General features: G+C 70.2%; 22 protein-coding genes. 16 read left to right on the top strand and 6 right to left on the bottom strand.

What is annotated here, in order from left to right; all coding sequences use genetic code 11:
- Positions 1-47: 47 nt before the first annotated feature.
- A complete protein-coding gene (locus tag ACWDRW_RS10390; RefSeq protein ID WP_451721910.1) occupies positions 48-1,199 on the bottom strand; it encodes an SMI1/KNR4 family protein in 1,152 nt (383 codons plus the stop codon).
- Positions 1,200-1,307: 108 nt separating this feature from the next.
- On the opposite strand from ACWDRW_RS10390, the gene ACWDRW_RS10385 reads away from it, so the two are divergent.
- Complete coding sequence (locus ACWDRW_RS10385) at positions 1,308-1,808, top strand: GNAT family N-acetyltransferase (RefSeq protein WP_451721908.1); 501 nt, start codon at positions 1,308-1,310, stop codon at positions 1,806-1,808.
- A gap of 122 nt (positions 1,809-1,930) precedes the next feature.
- Complete coding sequence (locus ACWDRW_RS10380) at positions 1,931-2,890, top strand: hypothetical protein (protein WP_451721907.1); 960 nt, start codon at positions 1,931-1,933, stop codon at positions 2,888-2,890.
- Between the two features lie 89 nt (positions 2,891-2,979).
- Here ACWDRW_RS10380 and sigJ read toward each other — a convergent pair whose 3' ends face one another.
- Positions 2,980-3,864 carry an RNA polymerase sigma factor SigJ gene (gene sigJ / locus ACWDRW_RS10375; RefSeq protein ID WP_451722136.1) on the bottom strand — a complete coding sequence of 295 codons (885 nt, stop codon included), beginning with the start codon at positions 3,862-3,864 and terminating at the stop codon, positions 2,980-2,982.
- Between the two features lie 229 nt (positions 3,865-4,093).
- On the opposite strand from sigJ, the gene ACWDRW_RS10370 reads away from it, so the two are divergent.
- The 3 genes from ACWDRW_RS10370 (at position 4,094) to ACWDRW_RS10360 (ending at position 6,135) form a co-directional block, all read left to right on the top strand.
- On the top strand, positions 4,094-4,549 hold the full coding sequence (locus ACWDRW_RS10370; protein WP_451721906.1) for a nuclear transport factor 2 family protein: 456 nt from the start codon (positions 4,094-4,096) through the stop codon (positions 4,547-4,549).
- A gap of 34 nt (positions 4,550-4,583) precedes the next feature.
- Positions 4,584-5,159, top strand: coding sequence for an NADPH-dependent FMN reductase (locus tag ACWDRW_RS10365; RefSeq protein WP_451721905.1), 576 nt, complete (start codon positions 4,584-4,586; stop codon positions 5,157-5,159).
- Between the two features lie 175 nt (positions 5,160-5,334).
- Entirely contained in the window at positions 5,335-6,135 is an 801-nt protein-coding gene (locus tag ACWDRW_RS10360) for a hypothetical protein (protein ID WP_451721904.1), read from the top strand.
- 499 nt (positions 6,136-6,634) lie between these two features.
- Here ACWDRW_RS10360 and ACWDRW_RS10355 read toward each other — a convergent pair whose 3' ends face one another.
- Positions 6,635-7,069, bottom strand: coding sequence for a MarR family transcriptional regulator (locus ACWDRW_RS10355; protein WP_451721903.1), 435 nt, complete (start codon positions 7,067-7,069; stop codon positions 6,635-6,637).
- 199 nt (positions 7,070-7,268) lie between these two features.
- Between ACWDRW_RS10355 and ACWDRW_RS10350 the strand changes: the two genes are divergently transcribed.
- From ACWDRW_RS10350 to ACWDRW_RS10325, 6 genes are all read left to right on the top strand, one after another.
- On the top strand, positions 7,269-8,441 hold the full coding sequence (locus tag ACWDRW_RS10350) for a PP2C family protein-serine/threonine phosphatase (protein WP_451721901.1): 1,173 nt from the start codon (positions 7,269-7,271) through the stop codon (positions 8,439-8,441).
- A gap of 134 nt (positions 8,442-8,575) precedes the next feature.
- Positions 8,576-9,466: an STAS domain-containing protein gene (locus ACWDRW_RS10345; protein WP_451721899.1), complete on the top strand. Its 891-nt coding sequence runs from the start codon at positions 8,576-8,578 to the stop codon at positions 9,464-9,466.
- The gene (locus tag ACWDRW_RS10340; RefSeq protein ID WP_451721898.1) at positions 9,463-9,882 is read left to right on the top strand and encodes an STAS domain-containing protein; all 420 of its coding nucleotides are present in this window, start codon (positions 9,463-9,465) and stop codon (positions 9,880-9,882) included. Before ACWDRW_RS10345 ends, ACWDRW_RS10340 begins: the two co-directional genes overlap by 4 nt.
- Entirely contained in the window at positions 9,882-10,325 is a 444-nt protein-coding gene (locus ACWDRW_RS10335) for an ATP-binding protein (protein WP_451721896.1), read from the top strand. Before ACWDRW_RS10340 ends, ACWDRW_RS10335 begins: the two co-directional genes overlap by 1 nt.
- Entirely contained in the window at positions 10,322-11,395 is a 1,074-nt protein-coding gene (locus tag ACWDRW_RS10330; protein WP_451722135.1) for an ATP-binding protein, read from the top strand. Before ACWDRW_RS10335 ends, ACWDRW_RS10330 begins: the two co-directional genes overlap by 4 nt.
- Entirely contained in the window at positions 11,379-13,187 is a 1,809-nt protein-coding gene (locus ACWDRW_RS10325) for a PP2C family protein-serine/threonine phosphatase (protein ID WP_451721894.1), read from the top strand. Before ACWDRW_RS10330 ends, ACWDRW_RS10325 begins: the two co-directional genes overlap by 17 nt.
- 86 nt (positions 13,188-13,273) lie before the next feature.
- On the opposite strand, the gene ACWDRW_RS10320 is transcribed toward ACWDRW_RS10325, so the two are convergent.
- Positions 13,274-13,798 carry a MarR family winged helix-turn-helix transcriptional regulator gene (locus ACWDRW_RS10320; RefSeq protein WP_451721892.1) on the bottom strand — a complete coding sequence of 175 codons (525 nt, stop codon included), beginning with the start codon at positions 13,796-13,798 and terminating at the stop codon, positions 13,274-13,276.
- Between the two features lie 255 nt (positions 13,799-14,053).
- On the opposite strand from ACWDRW_RS10320, the gene ACWDRW_RS10315 reads away from it, so the two are divergent.
- Positions 14,054-14,449 carry an amphi-Trp domain-containing protein gene (locus tag ACWDRW_RS10315; protein WP_451721890.1) on the top strand — a complete coding sequence of 132 codons (396 nt, stop codon included), beginning with the start codon at positions 14,054-14,056 and terminating at the stop codon, positions 14,447-14,449.
- Positions 14,450-14,740: 291 nt separating this feature from the next.
- Positions 14,741-15,484: a calcium-binding protein gene (locus ACWDRW_RS10310; protein ID WP_451721888.1), complete on the top strand. Its 744-nt coding sequence runs from the start codon at positions 14,741-14,743 to the stop codon at positions 15,482-15,484.
- Here ACWDRW_RS10310 and ACWDRW_RS10305 read toward each other — a convergent pair whose 3' ends face one another.
- A complete protein-coding gene (locus ACWDRW_RS10305) occupies positions 15,485-16,414 on the bottom strand; it encodes a phytoene/squalene synthase family protein (RefSeq protein WP_451721886.1) in 930 nt (309 codons plus the stop codon).
- A 171-nt stretch (positions 16,415-16,585) separates the two neighbouring features.
- Between ACWDRW_RS10305 and ACWDRW_RS10300 the strand changes: the two genes are divergently transcribed.
- Complete coding sequence (locus ACWDRW_RS10300; RefSeq protein WP_451721884.1) at positions 16,586-17,143, top strand: hypothetical protein; 558 nt, start codon at positions 16,586-16,588, stop codon at positions 17,141-17,143.
- A gap of 50 nt (positions 17,144-17,193) precedes the next feature.
- Here ACWDRW_RS10300 and ACWDRW_RS10295 read toward each other — a convergent pair whose 3' ends face one another.
- Complete coding sequence (locus ACWDRW_RS10295; protein ID WP_451721882.1) at positions 17,194-17,775, bottom strand: SMI1/KNR4 family protein; 582 nt, start codon at positions 17,773-17,775, stop codon at positions 17,194-17,196.
- Positions 17,776-17,879: 104 nt separating this feature from the next.
- Between ACWDRW_RS10295 and ACWDRW_RS10290 the strand changes: the two genes are divergently transcribed.
- Together ACWDRW_RS10290 and ACWDRW_RS10285 are read left to right on the top strand one after the other, a co-directional pair.
- The gene (locus tag ACWDRW_RS10290; RefSeq protein ID WP_451721880.1) at positions 17,880-18,371 is read left to right on the top strand and encodes a DUF2975 domain-containing protein; all 492 of its coding nucleotides are present in this window, start codon (positions 17,880-17,882) and stop codon (positions 18,369-18,371) included.
- Positions 18,371-18,592, top strand: coding sequence for a helix-turn-helix domain-containing protein (locus tag ACWDRW_RS10285; RefSeq protein ID WP_451721879.1), 222 nt, complete (start codon positions 18,371-18,373; stop codon positions 18,590-18,592). Before ACWDRW_RS10290 ends, ACWDRW_RS10285 begins: the two co-directional genes overlap by 1 nt.
- Positions 18,593-18,620 lie beyond the last annotated feature (28 nt).

Below are 18,620 nucleotides of genomic sequence, written 5' to 3'. Positions count from 1 at the left end.
CTTCGGCGCTGCTTGATCCGGTTGACGGCCCGTTCGACGGTGACGCGTCAGCTCTGCCCCTGGGCGTACTGAGCCGCGTACCAGCTGGAGTCGATGGCGGGATTGCGCAGGGTCCCCCAGAAGCGATCGTCAGGTATCGGCGGAAGGGGCGGGTTGCCCAGATCCTCGTGCAGATCCGCGCGCCAGTCGACCGTCAGGCGGCTGCGGATCCCCGCGCTCTCGTACACGGACCTGTAGGGCGAGCCCCAGATCCCGTGTGGCATTTTCTCCGCGGCCCACCTGCGGGTGTCGTCCCGGTGCGCGTTCGCCTGCGCGAGCACCGCGCGGAGGCGCAGGACCAGCGGGTCGTTCTGGTCCGGCATCGAGGGGGCCTCACCCCGCTCCAACGCGTCCAGGACCGACTTGATCTCCGGGTACTTGATCAGGCCGGTTTCGAGCGCCAGTCTGCGCAGTTGCCTCCGGGCGGCCTCAGCCACCCGTTCCCGCGGCAGGACCGCGATCAGGGCGCCGAGCTCCTCCAGCCCGTCCAGCCAGCTCACATGGAGGAGGTCGGTGGGACCGCAGGAGAGGTCCAGCTCCGGCAGCTGCTCATGTGGTGCGGGCAGCGGATCGTCGGCACTGCCCCAGTCCGGGCGGGCAGGCATCGCCCGCTCCCAGAGCAACCGGCCGTTGAACGTGACGACACCAGCGTCCTGGCCGCGATCGAGCTGGTCAGCCAGCTCCGCCAGATACCCGCCCAGTGAGTCGGCCTTACCGAATTTGGTGCCGGTCTCGTCGAAGAAGCGCCCGATCGCGCCGAAGGAGTCCTGCTCAGGGCGGCAGTCGATCGTGAGGCCGTCGGAGGTCACGTCGTAGGAGCCGAACTTCACGTAGCCGTGGTGCCAGTAGGACTCGGCCTCCTCCCCGTCGAGGTCTTGGGCGATGTGCCGCAGGAACCAGGTGCCCTCCAGGATCCCCGCCACATCGAGCAACCGGTCGTGCGTACTGAATCGGAAAGCCTCCGCCTCGTCCGCTGCCCCGTTGTGCCGGAGCAGTGACGCGACCAGGTCCGGAGGAAAGGTCAGACCCAGTTCCTCCTGCGCCGCGACGATCTCCTCGTGCCCCGCGGGCGGCCCCAGCGTCGCGAAGGTGCGAGGGGCGTGCTCGCGCAGCCACTCGTCTATACGGTCCCATGAATCCTTGACCAGGTCTGCTGTCATGAGGCTGACCCTAAAGACAGCCAGTGACAGCGGTCCTGTGCGGGCACCGACCGAGGGTTCTGCTGGTGCGCGGTACATACCGTGTGATGACCGTGTGATGCTGGCGTCGTGACTGATCACCACGAGATCGCCGTCGTGACCTGGCCCGGACAGACCCCTTCGGTCGAGGACGGGCTGTCCGCGCTGTTGGCCGCCTACCATCTTCGGACGGAGGCCGAGAAGGGCGAACCGGTGGCCGACGTGGACGAGCTGCCGGACCGCTATCGGGCGGAGATCACCGACCCCCGGACCGCATTCGTCGCCGCCGTCGTACTGGTGGCTCTCCTGGACGGCGCCGCCGTGGGATGCCTGGTGGTGACCTCCCCGTCCCATGGACAGGCAGAGATCAAGAGACTCTGGACCACCCCTGAGTCCCGTGGCCGGGGCGTGGGATCCGCCCTGCTCGGTGCCGCGCTGACGCATGCCGCACAGCACGGCGCGCACAGTGTCCGGCTCTCGGTGTGGCAGTGGCGCACCGGGGCCATCGCTCTTTACGAACGACACGGCTTCACCGTCACCCCCTCGTGGGAGGAGCGGGCGCAACTGGTGTGCATGCGGCGCACGTTGTGAGTGCTCTTCGAGTGGTCCCAGTCAGGGCTGAAGGCTCGACGGGACAACGCGGGGCCATGCGGCTGAGCAGCGTCGCCGGTGCGAAGAGCGTGGGCGCGGCGGGCCCCGATATCCTCTCGGCCGTGATCGACAACGGGACAGCGGCCAGGAGTGAGGGCGCGCCGACGAACGCGCGTCTGCGGGACGTGCTCAGCCGCGCCGGGCACGTGGTCATCGTCGAGGCGCCGCCCGACGAGGCCGACTTCGCGGACCGGGCGCGGACCGTCGTGACCGGCGACGACATCGCGGACCTGGCCCGGCTGCTGTCCATCGTGGATGGCGGCAACGGCGACCGGTGCCGGTGCGGCGGCTGGCCCACGATCAGGGTGCACGACGCGGACGGCCGGCTCATCGCCTGCTGGACCCTGCACCACCAGTCCGGTCTCCGCGGGCTGGGTGACTGCGACGCCGATCTGCGCGACGGCCCGGCACTCACCGAGTGGCTGGCGGAACGAGGCCTGACCCGATCGCGTGAGGTGCAGGCGGAGTTGGCCGTGCAGGCCACCGAGGCAGAGCGCCGCCGGATGCGGTGGATTCAGGCCGCACCCGCGGGGCTCACCGACCTGGCCGCGGAGGTGGCCGCACCGCCGGATCACGACCATGAAGGCTGGTCACGTCGGCTCAGGCAGTCCGAGGACAGGCTTGCGGCACTGCTACGACGCACCTACCCCGACGGGATCGAGCGGGTCCGCGTCTTGCTGGCATGGGCCGGAATTGCTTCCAGGGAGCCCGGGGGCGGCCAGAAGTGGTACGACGCGGTGGTCCAGCGCCGGCTGCTCGCCGAAGACCCTTCCCTGATCCTCGCCGTGTCCTCCGAGCGGCCTTTGAGCCGGGCCCAACTCGACGGGGCGGCCGAACTCCTCGCCTCCCTCCCATGGACCACCGCTCACGGGCGGCAACTGCCCGAGCCGCTGCGGTCGATGCTGCTCGGGCACATCCAGGCGGACGGCACCGACGCCATGAGGTTCCGGGCGCGGCATGGCTATTACGGTGCCGCCGAGCGGTCCGACCGGCGACACCAGGCGGACGGCTCGCTTTCGTGACGCCGAACCGGACCGGAGGACGCGGAGGGCGCGTGCCTGAGCCGCCGGCGCCGAGGCCACGGCCGTAGATGAGGACCTGACGCGGTGAGTCAGCCCCTCGCCCAGGGACGGAGTTTCTCGGGGTTGAGGACGGCCCAGATATGGGTGATCCGGTCTCCCGCGATGTCGAAGGCGTACACCGCCACGGTACGGCCGTCGTGCTGAGCGATCAGACCGGGTCGGCCGTTGACCGGGCGCTCACTGAGGGTCAGAGTGCCCGGTGCCTTGGCGAAGAGGTCGGTCAGGTAGTGCGCGATCCGCTCGCCGCCCTCCACGGGGTGGAGCGAGGCCCGGGTGAGGCCGCCCCCGTCGGCGACCACTCTGGCGCCGGGGTCGAGAAGGCCGATGAGGGCCGGGATGTCCTTGGCCTGCCACGCCTGTTTGAAGTCCCGGACGAGGTCGGCCTGGTGGGCCGCCGGCGCGGCGGGCGTCCGGGAGGCGCGGATGCGGCGGCGGGCGGAGGAGGCGAGCTGGCGGCAGGCCGCGGGCGTACGGCCGACGATCTCGGCGACTTCGGCGAAGGAGTAGCGGAAGACGTCGTGCAGGACGAACGCGACGCGTTCGGCCGGGGTCATCGACTCGAGCACGACGAGGAAGGCCATGTTGACCGACTCGTCGAGGGTCACCCGGTCGGCCGGGTCGTCGGGCGGAGCGCTTCCGGCGGGACCCGTGGGCCATTGACCGGGCTCGGGCAGGGGCTCGGGAATCCACTCACCCACGTATCGCTCCCGCCGGGCCCGTGCCGAGCCGAGCACGTCCAGACAGACGCGGCTCGCGACTTTCGTCAGCCAGGCGCCGGGCGAGGCGATGGCGTCCTGCTGCGCGCGGGACAGGGTGTACCAGCGGGCGTAGGTCTCCTGGACGGCGTCCTCGGCCTCGGCCAGCGAGCCCAGCAGCCGGTAGGCGAGATTGATCAGATGCCGCCGCTCGCTCATGATCGCGCTCAGGCTCTGATCGTCGCTCGTGGTCACGGCTCTCCCCTTGCCCGGCGTCGGTCGGTTCCCCACTCACCGGACCGACGAGACAGCGCACCGGAATGTGAGGTGCGGCGCCGCGCCTGACATTTCCGATGGTCCGGCGCCTCGCCTGACATTCCGCAGAGCCGCGCCGTCGTACTGCTGACACCGGCACAGCATCCCCTGTGGCGGCCGACAGGGAGGAACGATGGACGACTTCCGGGCGATCGCGGACCTGGTGGGAATCGAGGCGCTGCGCGGTGAGTTCACCGACGCGGTGATGATGCGTGACTACGACCGTATCGCGTCGCTGTTCACCCCGGACGGTGTGTGGCGGATGCCGGACATCCCCGCCGAGATGTCCGGCCAGGACCAGATCCGCGCCTGGGGCCGACGAGTACCGGATCTCGTCGACTTCCTGGTGCAGAACACCCATCCGGGCGTGATCCGGCTCGACGGCGACAGCGCGTCCGGCCGTGCGTACATGTCCGAGGTCGGGCGCGGCCGCGACGGCCGGTCCGGAGTGAACTACGCCATCCACCACGACCGTTACCGGCGCACTCCGGACGGCTGGAGGTTCACCGAACGCGTCTACGAGATCCGCTATGTCGACGACAGCCCTCTGACGGGCTCCGTACCCCCGCCCGCCGCGCACGCTCGCTGACGCCGCCACCACTCACAGAACTGGAGATTCGGACATGATCAGGATCGGCATCATCCTCGGCAGCACCCGGCCCAACCGCAACGGCGACCAGGTCGCCAAGTGGGTCCAGGCCACCGCATCGCGCCGCACCGACGCCGAGTTCGAGCTGATCGACCTATGTGACCATCCGCTGCCCCACCTGGACGAGCCGATGGGAGCCATGCACGGCGACTATCGGCACGCGCACACCCAGAACTGGGCGGCGAGGATCGCCGCGTTCGACGGGTTCGTCATGGTCACTCCCGAGTACAACCGCTCCACGTCCGGCGTGCTCAAGAACGCCCTCGACTACCTCTACGCGGAATGGAACAACAAGGCGGTCGGGTTCGTCTCGTACGGCGTCACCGGAGGCGCCTGCGCGGCTCAGCAATTGCGCCTGGTCTGCGGTGCGTTGGAGATGGCCGCCGTGAGTCAGCCGGTCACGCTGTCGCTGATGAGCGAGTTCGAGAACTACAGCACCTTCCGACCGACCGACCACAGTCTCGCCGCGCTGGGCACACTGCTGGACCAGGTCATCGCCTGGAGCACCGCGCTCGCCCCACTGCGAGCCGCCTCCCGCGCCGCCGCCTGAGAGGCCACCAGGCGCGGGGCTGCTACGTGACCGTTCCTGTTGCGGCAGCCGGTTCGGCGTTCCTTCACTTCCAGGCCCGCCCCTTCTAGGATCCGCCTTGATCGAATGCGCTTGGGGACGGGGTGGGGGCGGGGATGGACATCTGCGTTGCGAAGAAGACCAGTTGGGGGTCGAGATGACGACCCCTCAGCTGGTGCTGCGTGGTGGTGGCGTCGTGGCGCGGCTCGTTCATGACGGAGTCGTGCTGGAGCGGGCGGGCGAGGAAGTGGCGATACCCCTCACGGCGATCGAACGGGTCACCGTGGACGGGCGGCGCGCCGCGATCGAACTGACCATGCCGCACGGCGCCGAACCGCACGCCCACTGCGTCGAGGACGGGAGCGCCGCGGCCGTCACCGCGTTCGCCGAGGCGGTGAACCGTCTGCTGCCGCAGCGGGAGGAGGGGGAGCCGCGCGCCGACGGCTCCCTGCTCGTCGGCATCCGCTCCTTGGGGGTCCAGGACCGAACGCTGACGGCTGGAAGTGCGGCCCTGATCGCTCTGCTTCTCGGGGCAGGGGCTTTGCTGGTGGCCGTGGGCGTGGCGGGGGGAGCGCGCTACTCGGCGATGCTGGTACCCGCGTACATCGGCCTTCTCGTCGGCTGGCTGACGGCGTTCCTGCCCGGCAGGAGCCTGTACCGATCGAGCCGGCTGCGCAGGATCGGCATCACGGTGATCGCGCAGTTCTCCCACAACGCCGACCGGATGCGGGTGTACCGCTACACGGACACCAGCGGCGAGAGTCACTTTCACAGCACCACCAGCCACGAACGGCGGATCGAGATCACTTACGATCCGGGCGACCCCTCCCGGGCCGTGATCCGTGAGTCTGTCGCGATGCGCGGCATGACCATGGTCTTGGCGCTCGTCGGGAGCGCTGTCCTTGGCGGTTTCCTCTGGTACGCGTACCAGGTGGTCAGCGATGCGTTCACCGGCTGAATCCTGACACCGGGGCCGAGTGATCATCGTGCGGGTCGGCTCTCTCCCCGCTGCCGCACCGCAACCGCTCCGCACGTTCGGCCGGCTAAGTAACGGGCGGTACTGCGTCCCGCCGTGTCGCGGGCGGTCCGGCCCGCGCTCCCGTGCGCCGGGCGCCTTCCCGAATGTGCCCGGCACCCACCCAGGCGTCGGCTGGCTTTCACTCGCTGGGGCTCATGCCGTCGCCGGTGCAGTCGAGGGGTTCGCAGGCCGGGCCGCGGCGCTGACCTGGGCGGGGGCCGAGGGCGAGCGGGGTCGGGCGCGGGGCGGGTCCAAGAAATTTTCACCGGGAGTGCACAGGACGGGTGCATCTGGGTACCCGCCATCAGGGGTAGCCAGCCCCGGGCACTGTTGTCGTTTGACGACAGTAGTCATGAGGCAACAGAGTTGTCATGTCGGACGTGCGTGAGGAAGGACGAGGGATGTCGGCGAGGGTGCCATCGACGCCATCGGCCGATGGTCAGGCGGTTCGGGTGTCCCGATCCGTGGCGTCGTGGTGTATCTGCGTCGACGCGGTGGCGCAGAAGGCCTCCAGGCCCTCGAGCAGGGCGACCCGCTTGGCGGCGGGCATGTCCGCGAGCACCTTCCTCACTTCCGTCTCCCTGCGGGCGCGCAGGTCGGCCAGGAAGGTGCGGCCCCGGCCGGTGAGGTGCAGCTGTACCTCGCGCCTGCTCTCCGTGCTCACCGCCCGCTCGATCAGTCCCGCGGCGTGCAGCCGGTCGCACAGCCGACTGGTGGACGGGGGAGTGGACGCCAGGGATTCCGCGAGGGAGCGCAGGTTGATCCCGTCGTGGTGCTCGAGGATGTGCAGCACGCGCAGCTGGGACGCCGAAGCGGGCGCGGTGGAGGCCCGGCCCCACACGACTTCCAGCAGCTCGGCTGCCGTGGCGGTCATACGCGCGACCTCGGCGGGCTCTGGATGGCGGCGGAAGGCAGTCACAGTCACACTCTCGCAGGCGCTCGGGCGCCTGTCAGCGTACTAAAGGCGCCCGCGCGGCCCTGGACGCCCCCCGGCAGGGGCGGTTTCGTCCGGGCCCCCTCTCATGAGTGGCATGGTCAGGGTTGCCCGGGGAAGGACAGGTGTATTTCTCATCATGAACAGATTTATGACCGCTGAACGTGCACTGCGCACGGCGGCTCCGCACGAGCTGCTCGACGCCCTCCGCGCCGTACTGATCGATCAGTACGGCGCGGAGGACGTCGAGCTGTTGCTCGCCGACTACAGCCTCACCGTGCTGCAGCCGGTCTCGGTACTGCCGCACACCCTGGAGCCGGTCTCGGTGCACCACGGTCCGGCCGGCAGGGCTTTCGGTTCCCAGAATCCCTACCAGGAGGGGCGCGACGACGGCCGGGTGCGGCTGTTTCTGCCGGTCAGCGTGCGCGGTGACCGGCTGGGTGTGCTGGCCGTCACCTTGCCCGGCCCCGACGTCGCCGACCGGTGGGAGTCCGAGCTGGCCGAAGTCGCCGACGTGCTGGGACACGAGGTGCTCGTGGCGGAACGGGACACGGACCTGTATCTGCAGGCCCGGCGCAAGGACCGGCTGACGCTCGCCGCGGAGATGCAGTGGCAGCTGCTGCCCGGCCGTTCCTGTTCCCGCGCCGAGTACGACCTGGCGGCCCAGCTGGAACCGGCCTACGCCATCTTCGGCGACAACTTCGACTGGTCCGCCGGCCCGGACCGGCTGATGTTGTATGTGACGAACGGCATGGGCGAGGGGATAGAGGCTTCCCTGCTGACGAATCTCGCCATCAACGCCCTGCGCAACGCGCGCCGGGCCGGTATCTCGATCGCCGACCAGGCGGCCCTTGCCGACCAGGCCGTTTACGCCCACTATCAGGGGCGTTGCTATCTCTCCGTCCTCATGTTCGACTTCGATCTGGCCACGGGCCGGGCGACCGTCGTGGACGCGGGTTCCCCGCAACTGCTGCGATTGCGCGGGGGTGTCGTGGAGCAGGTGCACTTCGAGGCCCAGTTGCCACTGGGCATGTTCGAGGAGACCGACTATGTGGCGCAGGAGTTCCAGGCGGAGCCCGGGGACCGGCTCGTGTTCGTCAGTGACGGTGTGCACGCCGTCGCGTCACCGAAGGGGGAGGCGTATGGAGACGCCCCGCTCGCCCGGGCCATCCAATCGACCCGCCTGCTGCCGGCCGCGGATGTACCGCGTGCGATCCTGCGGGAGCTGACCGCTCACCGGGGCGAATCCTCGCCGGACGACGACGCTTTGGTCGTGTGCCTGGACTGGCGCGGGCGACCGTCCGGGGGGTGAGCGGGTCCGCGGTGGGGTGCGGCGATCGCGTGTTGTTCGCCTTCTGTCGCCGCGCTAACATTTGCCATGCAGCAACAATTGGTGGGTTCCAGCCCGTTGGGGTGTCGGAGCCCGCGAGAGGGAGACTGTTTTAAGTGGCGGAGCACTACACGGCCCCTGAAGTGGCGCAGGAACTAGGAGACTTCCTCGTACGGCGCCGAGAGCAGATCGCCCAACGGTGGGCGGACGCCGCCCTGTTCCGTACGATCTTCACCGTCTCCCGGGACGAGGCGATCGAGGCGTGCAAGGCTGTCGTGGACGCCCTGAGTGACGTGGCCCGCAGCGGCCGCCTGGAAGACGTCAACGCGCCCGGCTTCGACATGGTCAGAGACCAGCTGAGCCGAATGGCCTTCTCCCGGGCCGAGGCCGGGTTCCGGCCGGCGGACATCGCCGACGAGATCGCCGAGCTGCGCCAGCCTGTCACCGCGCTGCTGCGCGCGGAGTTCGAGGACCAGGCCACCGAGGACGCCCAGGAGTGCCTGCTCGCGCTGACGATCCTGATGGGGACCCTGCGCCTGGTGGTGATGGAGACCACGGTCAGCTCCGGTGAGGCGCTGATCGCCCGGCAGCGCCAGCAGCTGCTGGAGGTGGCCACCCCGGTCATCCAGCTGTGGGAGGGCATTGTCGCCGTGCCCCTGATCGGCACCCTCGACAGCGCGCGCAGTCAGGTGGTGATGGAGAGCCTGCTGGAAGCCATCGTCGCCCAGCGAGCCCGGTACGCCATCCTCGACATCACCGGGGTACCGACCGTGGACTCGCTCGTGGCCCAGCACCTGATGAAGACGGTCGCTGCGGCCCGGCTGATGGGCGCGGAATGCATCGTCTCGGGTATCCGGCCGGCGATCGCGCAGACCATCGTCCACCTCGGCATCGACCTGGGGACGATCATCACGAGGGCCGGACTTTCCGACGCCCTGGCATACGCGCTCGCCCAGCAGGGTGTCGGGGTCTCCCCCCTCCCGACGGCGGGAGCGGACCTCCGGTGAACGGCTTCTCCACCGGGCACCCCGAGGTGGTGCCGGTGCTGGCGCTGGGAGACGTTCTCCTGGTCACGCTGCAAGGAGCCCTGCACGACGAGGTGTCCGAGCGCCTCCAGCAGGACATCACGCAGCGCATCGCAGCCAGCCCGGTGCCGATCAGCGGTGTCGTGATCGACATCTCCGGTGTGGAGATCGTCGACTCCTTCCTCGGCCGGATCCTGGCGGAGATCGCCGGCAGCGCGCGCCTGCTGGCCGCGCGGACCGTGCTGGCCGGCATGCGCCCGGCCGTCGCCATCACCCTGGTCGAGCTGGGTCTGACCCTGCCCGGCCTCATGACGGCTCTGGATGTCGACAGCGCCCTCACCCTGCTGGGGCGTACGCCCCCGTCGGGGCCGGCCGGACGCCCGGAAGCAGGTGCGTGATGTCCGCCCCCCTCGCCTCGCCCGCGCGTCTGGCCATCGGCTCGGACGTGGACCTGGCCCTGGTGCGCCAACAGGTGCGCCAGATCGCCGCCGAGCTCGGCTTCGGGCTGGTTCAGCAGACGAAAGTAGTGACCGCGGCCAGCGAACTGGCCCGTAACGCCCTGGTCCACGGGGGCGGGGGCCATGTGGACATCACGCTGCTGCGCGACGGCGCCGACCGCGGACTGCGGCTCTGCTTCGTCGACCACGGGCCCGGTATCCGGGACATCGACCTGGCCATGACCGACGGCTACACCAGCGGCGGCGGCCTGGGCCTGGGCCTGAGCGGAGCCAAGCGGCTGGTCCAGGAGTTCACCCTGGACACGCGCGTCGGGGAGGGCACCACGGTCACCATCACCGAGTGGGTCTCCCGCCTGCCGTCGCCGCGTACCGGAGCGCCATGAGCTGGGTCTGGGACATCCCGGTTCCTGAGAGCACCCGCGTCCGGGACGTTCACCGGGCCGCGGAAGCCGCCTGCGGCCGTATTGGGCTGGACACCCAGACCACCGCGGCCGCGGCGCTCGTGGCGACCGAGCTGGCGACCAACCTGGTCAAGCACGCCAACGGCGGCCGGATCATCATCAACCTGGTCGGCCGCTCCGACCCCGCCGCCGACCGTACGCCGTGTGTGCAGATCACCTCGCTCGACCACGGGCCCGGCATCCCCGACGTCGCCAAGGTCCTGAAGGACGGCTACACCACCGCCCCCTCCTCCCTCGGCGCGGGTCTTGGCACCTGCCTGCGTCTGTCCACGGACTTCGACCTGCACAGCCGACCCGGGCGGGGCACCGTCGCCGTGGCCCGCGTCTGTCCGGCACCACCACGCGCACGGACCCGACCGGCCGCCGCGGACGTCCGGGCCGGAGGGATCAACACCTCCCTCGCCCAGGCCGAGCACTCCGGCGACGCCTTCGCCTGGGTACGCTCCGGTTCCCTGGTCACGATGCTGCTGGCGGACGGCCTGGGCCACGGCAGCAAGGCCGCCGAAGCGTCCACCGCCGCCCTCGAGGGCCTGCATCGGACCGCGCACCTGCGGCCGACCGACATACTGCGGTTCCTGCACGGCGCCCTGCGTCCCACCCGTGGCGCCGCCATCGGCGTCGCCCAGCTCGACGAGAGCGAGAGCCGGCTCTCCTACGCCGGCGTCGGCAACATCGGCGCCCGCCTCCACGGCGACGAGGGATGGCAGGCGCTCATCTCCCACCCCGGCATCGTCGGCGCGCACTTCCCCGCCAACGTCCCCCTGCACCAGTCGACATGGCGCCCGCGCAGCCTCCTCGTCCTGCACAGCGACGGGCTGCCCAGCCGCTGGGTGCCGCCCGAGGACCCCCGGATTCCCGCGCACGACCCGGCCGTGGTGGCCGCGATGATCCTGCGGGACGCCGGGAGCGCCGCACGGCCACAGCGCGACGACACCAGTGTGGCCGTACTGGCCCCGAACCACCGGACGGACGTCCATGACCGAAACCCCTGACGTCTGGCAGCTGACGTCGATCAACGACGCCGCCCGGGCACGCGTGGCCGTGGAGCGCATCACGGCCGACGGCCGGACGCCGCCGCTGGACCGGGCCCGTTTTCTCACCGCCCTCTCCGAGCGGCTGCGGCACTGTCTCGGCCAGGGCGGCCAGTGGGAACTCCTGCTCCACCTCCGCGAGGCCACCGCCGGCCAGGAGGGGCGGCTGGAGGTCACGCTCCGTCCCACGGGCCCGGCTCCGCGCACCGACGAAGCCACCCTCACCTGCCCGCTGCCGCGACCTCCGGCCCGGCCGGGCGACGACTCCGCACCGCCGTTGCCCGAAGCGCTGCTGCGGGCCGACGACAACACCGCGGCCGTGCTGCGCCTTCTGGAGGAACAGGAAGACCTGGTCGAGCTGCACCGCGAGGAGCTGCACCAGACCAACCAGGGCGTGCTGGCCCTGCACTCCGAGCTGGAGGCCGCCGCCGAGGTCCAGCAGGAGCTGCTGGAATCGGAGCGCGTCGCCCGCGCAGAGGCCGAGCGGGCCCGAGGGCTTCTCACCTTCCTCGCCGACGCGAGCGCCGCCACCACGGCGACCCTCAGCCGCAGCGACATCCTGCGCCGCCTCTCCGACCTTCTTGTCCCCGACTACGCGTCGCACCTCGACATCTGGCTCTTCGACAAGGAGGAGGGCGAGGGCGAGGAGGGAAACCCGCCGCACCCCCGCGACCACTCGGCCGCCGCGGTGGCCGCCGCCCGCACGGGCCGCCCCCAGCATGCCGCCGCCCATCCCGGAGACCTGCCCGGCGTGGACGACCTGCCGCCCTCCGTCCTGTCTCCGCAGCGCCCTCTGCTGGCCATCCCGCTGGTGGCCCACCGCCTCCTGGGAGTCCTCACCCTCACCGCTCCGGCACCCCGCTTCGACCCGGACACCTCCGTGATGCTGGTCGAACTCGCCCGCCGCGTCGGCATCGCCCTGGAGAACGCCCACAACTACGAGCGCTACCGCGACACCGCCGAAGCCCTGCAACGCGCCCAGCTCACCGAGCTGCCCACCTCCTCCGGCGTCCTCCTGGCCGCCCGCTACCTGCCCGCCACCTGGGGCATGAACATCGGCGGCGACTGGTACGACGCCTTTCTCCAGCCCGACGGCAGCCTGCTCGCCGTCATAGGGGACGTCACCGGCCACGGACTGCGCGCCGCCGTCGTCATGGGCCAGCTGCGCACGGCGTTGCGGGCCTACGCGGTGGAGAGCACCAGTCCCGGCGACATCCTCACCCGGCTGCACCGCATGCTGCGCCACCTGCAACCGGAGCTCTACGCCACCGCGATGATCGCCCGTTTCCGCCAGGACGAGCCGGAAGTGGTGTGGGCCTCGGCCGGCCACCCGCCCGCCGTCGTACGCGACGCCGACGGTTCCGTGGGAGTACTGGACGCCCAGCCAGGAGTCATGCTCGGCATCCCGGTGAACTTCGAGTACAAGGACCACAAGGCGGAGCTGCCGGCCGGCTCCTCGATGGTGCTGTACACCGACGGCCTGGTCGAGCGCCGGGCCGAGGGCATCGACGGAGGCATCAAGCGGCTCGGTCGGGCCCTGGAACGGCTGAGCGCCCCGGAACTGGAGCAGGATCCGGGCGCCGCGGCCGACGCCCTGCTCAAGCACCTCCTGCACGACTCCGAACGTGACGACGACGTCTGCCTGTTGCTGTGTCACACGATGGCGTCCGCGCAGGAGGAGCGGCCGACGGCCACGAAGGGTTCTCTTCCCGCCGGGCTGCCGGGGCAACGAGGCGGCGGGGTCAGCGTGTAGCGGGCCGGGTGCGGCGAGCGTCCGCGCTCACGGGGGCGGGACAGCTCCCTGAGAGCCGACTGCTCCGATGACCCGGGAGGGGCGGTTCAGCTGCGCCGCGCGGGGCCGGAACGCGGTCCGCCGGGGGCCTGCTGGGTCTCGTCCTGCTGAGCGGACAGGAAGGCCCGCATGCCCCGGCTGAGCGCCTCCCGCTCGGCCGGGGTCATGGCCGCGAGGACGGCGACGAGAGCCTGCGCCCGCTGGGAGGCCACCTCACCCAGCACCTGCCGGCCCTGCCCCGTGAGGCTGAGCTGCACCTCGCGCCGTTTGCGGGGGTGCAGCGCACGTTCCACCAGTCCGGCCGCCTCCAGCCGGTCGCAGAGCCGGCTGGCGGTCGGCAGCCCTATCTCCATGCCCTCCGCAAGCGCCGTGAGGTTCAGCCCCGGTTCCGACTCCAACACCCGCAGGGCCCGCAACTGGTGCGGGGACAACCGTAGGCTCGCTTGCTGGGCCGCCTCCGACCAGAGGTTCGCGAGGTCGTCCACGGCGTCGGAGATCGCCGACGCGAGCGACCGCAGTTCGTCACCTCGTTCGCCTGCCTGGCCGTCTCCGAACCCTCCGAGACGAGTCACGCACCCATCACTTCCAGCTCTCGTCCGCTCATGCGTATACAACCCTCTTTCATGCGCGGTACCCGAAGAGCCGCTGAGCAAGCACCGCCGGTCATGCCATCGTAGGCAATCGGACCGAATCCGACGTGCGTCGGCTCAGACCGTCGGGCCACCTGGGGCAAAGCGGACTCGAACTCGACAAGATGCCGCGTTCGAAAACAGGACCGAGAATGAGCGCGGGCCCGTTATGTCACATTTTTCGGTGCGGAGGAAGCGATGAAGGACCTGAAGTTCGAACAGAAGAACTCGATGTCCCGCCATGAAGCCGCCGACCAGCTCGCGGCGCTCGCCCAGGCCCTGAGGGACGGTGGCGAGGCCGAGCTCGACCTGGGCCGCGGGACGCTGAGTCTGCGCATCCCCGACGAGCTCCGCAGCGAGGTGGAATTCGAGGTCGGCGACGGCGAGATCGAGTTGGAGATCGAGCTGAAGTGGCCGCTGGGCAAGTCTCCTCGTGCCGCCACCCGCGCGGCCGAGACGAAGCGGGAGCAGGAGCCGGAGCAGGAGGAGACGGAGCAGGAGCCGGAACCGGCCAAGCCGGCGAAGAGGACGGCGCGGACCCGGAAAACGGCGTCGCCCGCCAAACCCAGGCGCACGGCGGCGAAGCGTACGTAAGGCCGCCGGGGCCGCCGTGACCGCCCACGGCGGCCCACAAGACGGGCGGACCGGAGTGACTGCCGCACAGGAGCCAGTTTTCCCGCGGGACCGGGCAACGGTTGGTGCGGTTCGGCAGTCGTAGGGAGTGACGCGCGTCCTTTCGCGCGATTACGAGCAACTGCCGCTGTCCGTCGGGGAGATGGCGGCTTCGGCTGTCATTCCCTGGGAGGGCTCATGGGCCGTGTCACCGTAATTCCCGCCGGTGGAAACGGCGGTGGCCGTGGGGTACTCGTCGGCCGGGGCGTAGTCGTGGGGGCCGTCACGGTGGTGCTGGCGGGGGCCGGCGTCTCGGCCGGTGCCGCGTCCGGTGCGGTTCCCAGTGAACCGGTCGTCACGTCTGCCACCGTCAACTCAGGGCATGACGTCATCGTGGGCATCACGCAGGACGTGGTCTTCCCGGTCACCGTCACCGGCTCGGACGACTCCGGCCTGGCCTTCGCCGATACGGATCTGAAGGGCCCGCACGGCGGCTTCTACACCACCGACGCCTTCTGCGAAACGGAGACGGCCTGTACGACGGTGTTCACCGTCAACGCCCACCCGGCGCCGGGCAGCGACGACCCGGTCGACCTGGCCAACTCCCACGCGGGAACATGGTCGGTCGACGCCTTGGTCGACACCCACGACGGCGACTCCGTCTTCGCCCCCGGCGTGGGCTCCTTCGGCCTCAAGCGCGCGGCACGGCTCACGGTCAACGCCGCACCGGAACCGGTGGCCAAGGGTGCCCCCATCACCGTCACCGGCAAGCTCGTCCGGGCCAACTGGGACACCTACCGCTACGCGGGATACACCGGCCGAGCCGTGAAACTGCAGTTCCGCCCGAAGGACAGCGGCACCTACACCACGGTGGCCACTGTGACCACCAACAGCACCGGCAATCTGCGCACCACCGTCACAGCCAAGCAGGACGGCTACTGGCGCTGGCAGTTCCCCGGCACCCCGACCACCGGCCCCGCCAAGGCCGCCGGTGACTACGTCGACGTACGCCCCTGATCACGGCGTCTGCCGCTGTCGCCGCGCTGCCCGGTATTCGCGGGCCAGGATCCGCAACAGGGCGGGCAGCGCGGGGCGGGTGCTGACGTCGGCGAGACGGCCGCTGTTGCGGTGGACGGCGCGGAGCCGGAGCTGCTGGACGTCGAGCATGGCCCTGAGGAACGGGCGGGTCTGTGCGGGGACCAGGTCGATCAGCTGCCGGCTCGCGGTGAGCCGTGACTGAGCCAGCTCCACCTGCTCGCGGACGAGGTGCGTGAGCGAGGAGCGGACGTCGTCGGTGGGGAAGCGGAGGTGTTCGACGGTCAGGCCGTGACGTCCCAGGTCCTGGCGGGGGATACCGACGTGGCCCTGTTGCGCGTCCTCCGCCAAGTCCTCCAGGAAGTCCGTGCGTTGCATCGACTCGATGAGATCCCGGCACCTGTGCTCGAACGCGACGTCCTGGGCGTGGCCTGCCTGTTGCAGCAGACACGCCATGAGCATGAAGGCGGGCAGCGAGTAGGTGTCGACGTAAGTGCGCAGTTCTTCCTCGGTGGCGAATCCGGCGTAGTCGACTTCGTGTCGGGCCCCGTGGAGGAAGGCCTCGATCCGCGGCTTGAGCTGAGGATGCCGTACGACCGTGTCCGCGAGGGCCATGAGGATCGCGTCGGTTGCGCGTGTGCCGTCGAGTACGTCCAGGGTGGCCGTCGCCCACCGTGCGAGGGCTTGCTCGCGGACGTCCTGGGCGCCGGTGTCGATGCGCTGGTCGGTCTCGTGCATGAAGGCGACCGTGGCGATGACCGCGGGATGGAGGTGGGCCGGCAGCAGGAGCCGGACGGTCAGGTACTCCTCGGGCTTGAATCGCCGGACGCGCCTGCGCTGCCGGCCGTAGGCGGCGTGCAGGTCCGGCTCGGTGATGCCGGCCCGGCGCAGCGTTCGGGTCCATGTGGGCATGTCGGTTCCTTGCCAGGGCGGGGGCACGGGTCGGCGGATGGTGCGGGCGGTGTCGTGGGGACGTGACCGTGGAGACTCTAACCGGGCCTGTCATGTGGGGGGTTGGTGAGGGCCGGTCACCTTGTCGAGCGCGGCGGCGGCATGGCCTGACGGCGCGGATAGGGTGGCAGCATGGAGCATGAGGGGGCCGCAGGGCCGGTTGACGTGGTGTGCCCGGGGTGCGGCAGTGCCGAGGTGCGGACGGTTGAGGACGCGCGTGTCGGCAAGGGGGCGATGCGAGAGCAACTGCACGATCGGCTGGCTCCGGGACCGGACAAGAGCGGCGACGGGTTGATCCACTTCCTTGAGGGCGTGGTGCTGGCCGGTATGGGTATCGCCGTCGCTTACACGGGAGCCGACCAGGACAAGCCGCTGTACACGGTCGGCGGCGCGGCGTTCGCTCTGCTCTGCCTGGTCGGGACGTTCGTGGTCGTCCGTGACGACGGGCGGGAGAAGGCGGCCGCCGAGGCGGGGGCTTCGCGTGCGCAGCGCCTGTGGCAGCCGGCGCACTACTGCTCCGGCTGCTCCTCGGTGTTCTGCCCCGGCGGCACCCCCTGGCAAGGTGTGCTGACTCCGGAGCAGTTCAAGAAGCTGGTGTGGACCGAGGCCGGTTACGCCGACCAACTGGCGGCGGGGGACAAGGCGAAGAGCGCGGAGATACCGGCGCAGGCGCTGTCGCATCGGTCGTAGAGGGCTGGTGGGCCAAGTCGGCCGTTCGGCCGGATCGGGCGGCTGAACGGTCAGAATTCCCAGCCGAGTTCCGCCTCATCGACGACGACGCGTTCGTAGCAGTCCACGAGCTCACCGGTCTCGATCGCGGTGGCGGTCGCGTCGAGCAGCGCCGGCAAGGAGGTCCACATGAGATGTGGATCGAAGCGGCAGCCCTGCTCGTGGTCGGCGTTGCCTATCCGTCCGCGCCGCCGCGTCGCGCGTTGGTCGAGCACCAGGTAGTCACCGGCCCCGTCCGCGGCGAAGGGGATCCATTGCCGGTGCCACCATGGCCCGTACTCGCCCTCGGGATCGCCCTGCTCGGGGTCCGTCGTCCCCGACCCGTGGATCTTGGTCCGGGTCCGCCAGGCATCCACGATCTGCCGCGTGCTCAGCATCGTCCAAAACGGTGGCAGCAGAACACCTGAGGCTGTTCCGTCATGCCGAAGGAGCGATTCCGTCAGGGGAGCGGGTAAGGGCATGCCGATGGCCTCCTCCACCCTCGTGATGGCCGCCTGCTCGGCGGGGGGCGCCAGATCGGTGCGGGTGCGCGGGGCGTTGTCCGCGAGCCACGCCTCGATGCGGGTCCAGGACGCGGATATCGAGGAAGTCATGGGAGGGATCCTCCCAGTCGGCACTGACAGCCGGGACGGCCGACACTTGTCTCGCCTATCGATATTCGATAGATTCCCATCGTTCTTCGATGGGATGGTGGGTCATGGGAAAACTGACAGTGCGCGCGCTGCGCGCCGTGCTGGTGGTGGTGCTCGCCGGCACAGTGTTCGTGCAGGCGTTGATGGTGTGGGCGTTGGCCGGCGGGAATGACCCGGAGGACGGCTCGCTCCCGCTGACCCCGCTACGCGTCATCACGATCCTGGGCATCGGGACGGCCCAGGTCGCCCTGGTCTGTGTATGGCGACTGGTCACGATGGTGCGACGCGGAACGGTCTTCTCCCACGCCGCCTTCCGGTACGTGGACGTCATCATCGGCGCGATCGTCTCGGCTGCTCTGGTGTGGTTCGCGGTCACCGCCGTGAACGCCCCCGCTCAGCGGGACGACCCGGGCGTCACCGTCATCATGGGCGGGATCGGCGTGGCCATCCTGGGAGTCGCGCTCATCGTGCACGTGCTGCGGCTGCTGCTCGCCCAGGCCGTCGCCCGCGACGTCGAAGCGGCACAGATGCAGGCCGAGTTGGACCAGGTGATCTGATGCCGATCGCCGTCGACATCGACGTGATGCTGGCCAAGCGGAAGATGTCCGTGGGCGAACTCGCGGAACGCGTGGGGATCACACCCGCCAACCTTGCCGTACTCAAGAACGGCCGCGCCAAGGCGGTGCGCTTTGCGACCCTCGCCGCGCTCTGCGAGGTGCTCGAATGCCAGCCGGGCGACCTCCTTCGCTGGGAGGCCGAGCACACCGCGGACGGATGAACCGTCACGCGATGCTCGCCGACCCTCG

It is taken from the genome of Streptomyces sp. NPDC003635, assembly GCF_053587635.1.
This window is presented reverse-complemented; position numbering and strand designations above follow the sequence as displayed.

Coding starts and splice junctions, on each gene's coding strand:
- ACWDRW_RS10390 (WP_451721910.1), bottom strand. CDS start 1,199: ATGACAGCAGACCTGGTCAAGGATTCATGGGACCGTATAGACGAGTGG.
- sigJ (WP_451722136.1), bottom strand. CDS start 3,864: ATGAGCGAGCGGCGGCATCTGATCAATCTCGCCTACCGGCTGCTGGGC.
- ACWDRW_RS10370 (WP_451721906.1), top strand. CDS start 4,094: ATGGACGACTTCCGGGCGATCGCGGACCTGGTGGGAATCGAGGCGCTG.
- ACWDRW_RS10365 (WP_451721905.1), top strand. CDS start 4,584: ATGATCAGGATCGGCATCATCCTCGGCAGCACCCGGCCCAACCGCAAC.
- ACWDRW_RS10360 (WP_451721904.1), top strand. CDS start 5,335: ATGACGACCCCTCAGCTGGTGCTGCGTGGTGGTGGCGTCGTGGCGCGG.
- ACWDRW_RS10355 (WP_451721903.1), bottom strand. CDS start 7,069: ATGACCGCCACGGCAGCCGAGCTGCTGGAAGTCGTGTGGGGCCGGGCC.
- ACWDRW_RS10350 (WP_451721901.1), top strand. CDS start 7,269: ATGAACAGATTTATGACCGCTGAACGTGCACTGCGCACGGCGGCTCCG.
- ACWDRW_RS10335 (WP_451721896.1), top strand. CDS start 9,882: ATGTCCGCCCCCCTCGCCTCGCCCGCGCGTCTGGCCATCGGCTCGGAC.
- ACWDRW_RS10330 (WP_451722135.1), top strand. CDS start 10,322: ATGAGCTGGGTCTGGGACATCCCGGTTCCTGAGAGCACCCGCGTCCGG.
- ACWDRW_RS10325 (WP_451721894.1), top strand. CDS start 11,379: ATGACCGAAACCCCTGACGTCTGGCAGCTGACGTCGATCAACGACGCC.
- ACWDRW_RS10315 (WP_451721890.1), top strand. CDS start 14,054: ATGAAGGACCTGAAGTTCGAACAGAAGAACTCGATGTCCCGCCATGAA.
- ACWDRW_RS10305 (WP_451721886.1), bottom strand. CDS start 16,414: ATGCCCACATGGACCCGAACGCTGCGCCGGGCCGGCATCACCGAGCCG.
- ACWDRW_RS10300 (WP_451721884.1), top strand. CDS start 16,586: ATGGAGCATGAGGGGGCCGCAGGGCCGGTTGACGTGGTGTGCCCGGGG.
- ACWDRW_RS10295 (WP_451721882.1), bottom strand. CDS start 17,775: ATGACTTCCTCGATATCCGCGTCCTGGACCCGCATCGAGGCGTGGCTC.
- ACWDRW_RS10290 (WP_451721880.1), top strand. CDS start 17,880: ATGGGAAAACTGACAGTGCGCGCGCTGCGCGCCGTGCTGGTGGTGGTG.
- ACWDRW_RS10285 (WP_451721879.1), top strand. CDS start 18,371: ATGCCGATCGCCGTCGACATCGACGTGATGCTGGCCAAGCGGAAGATG.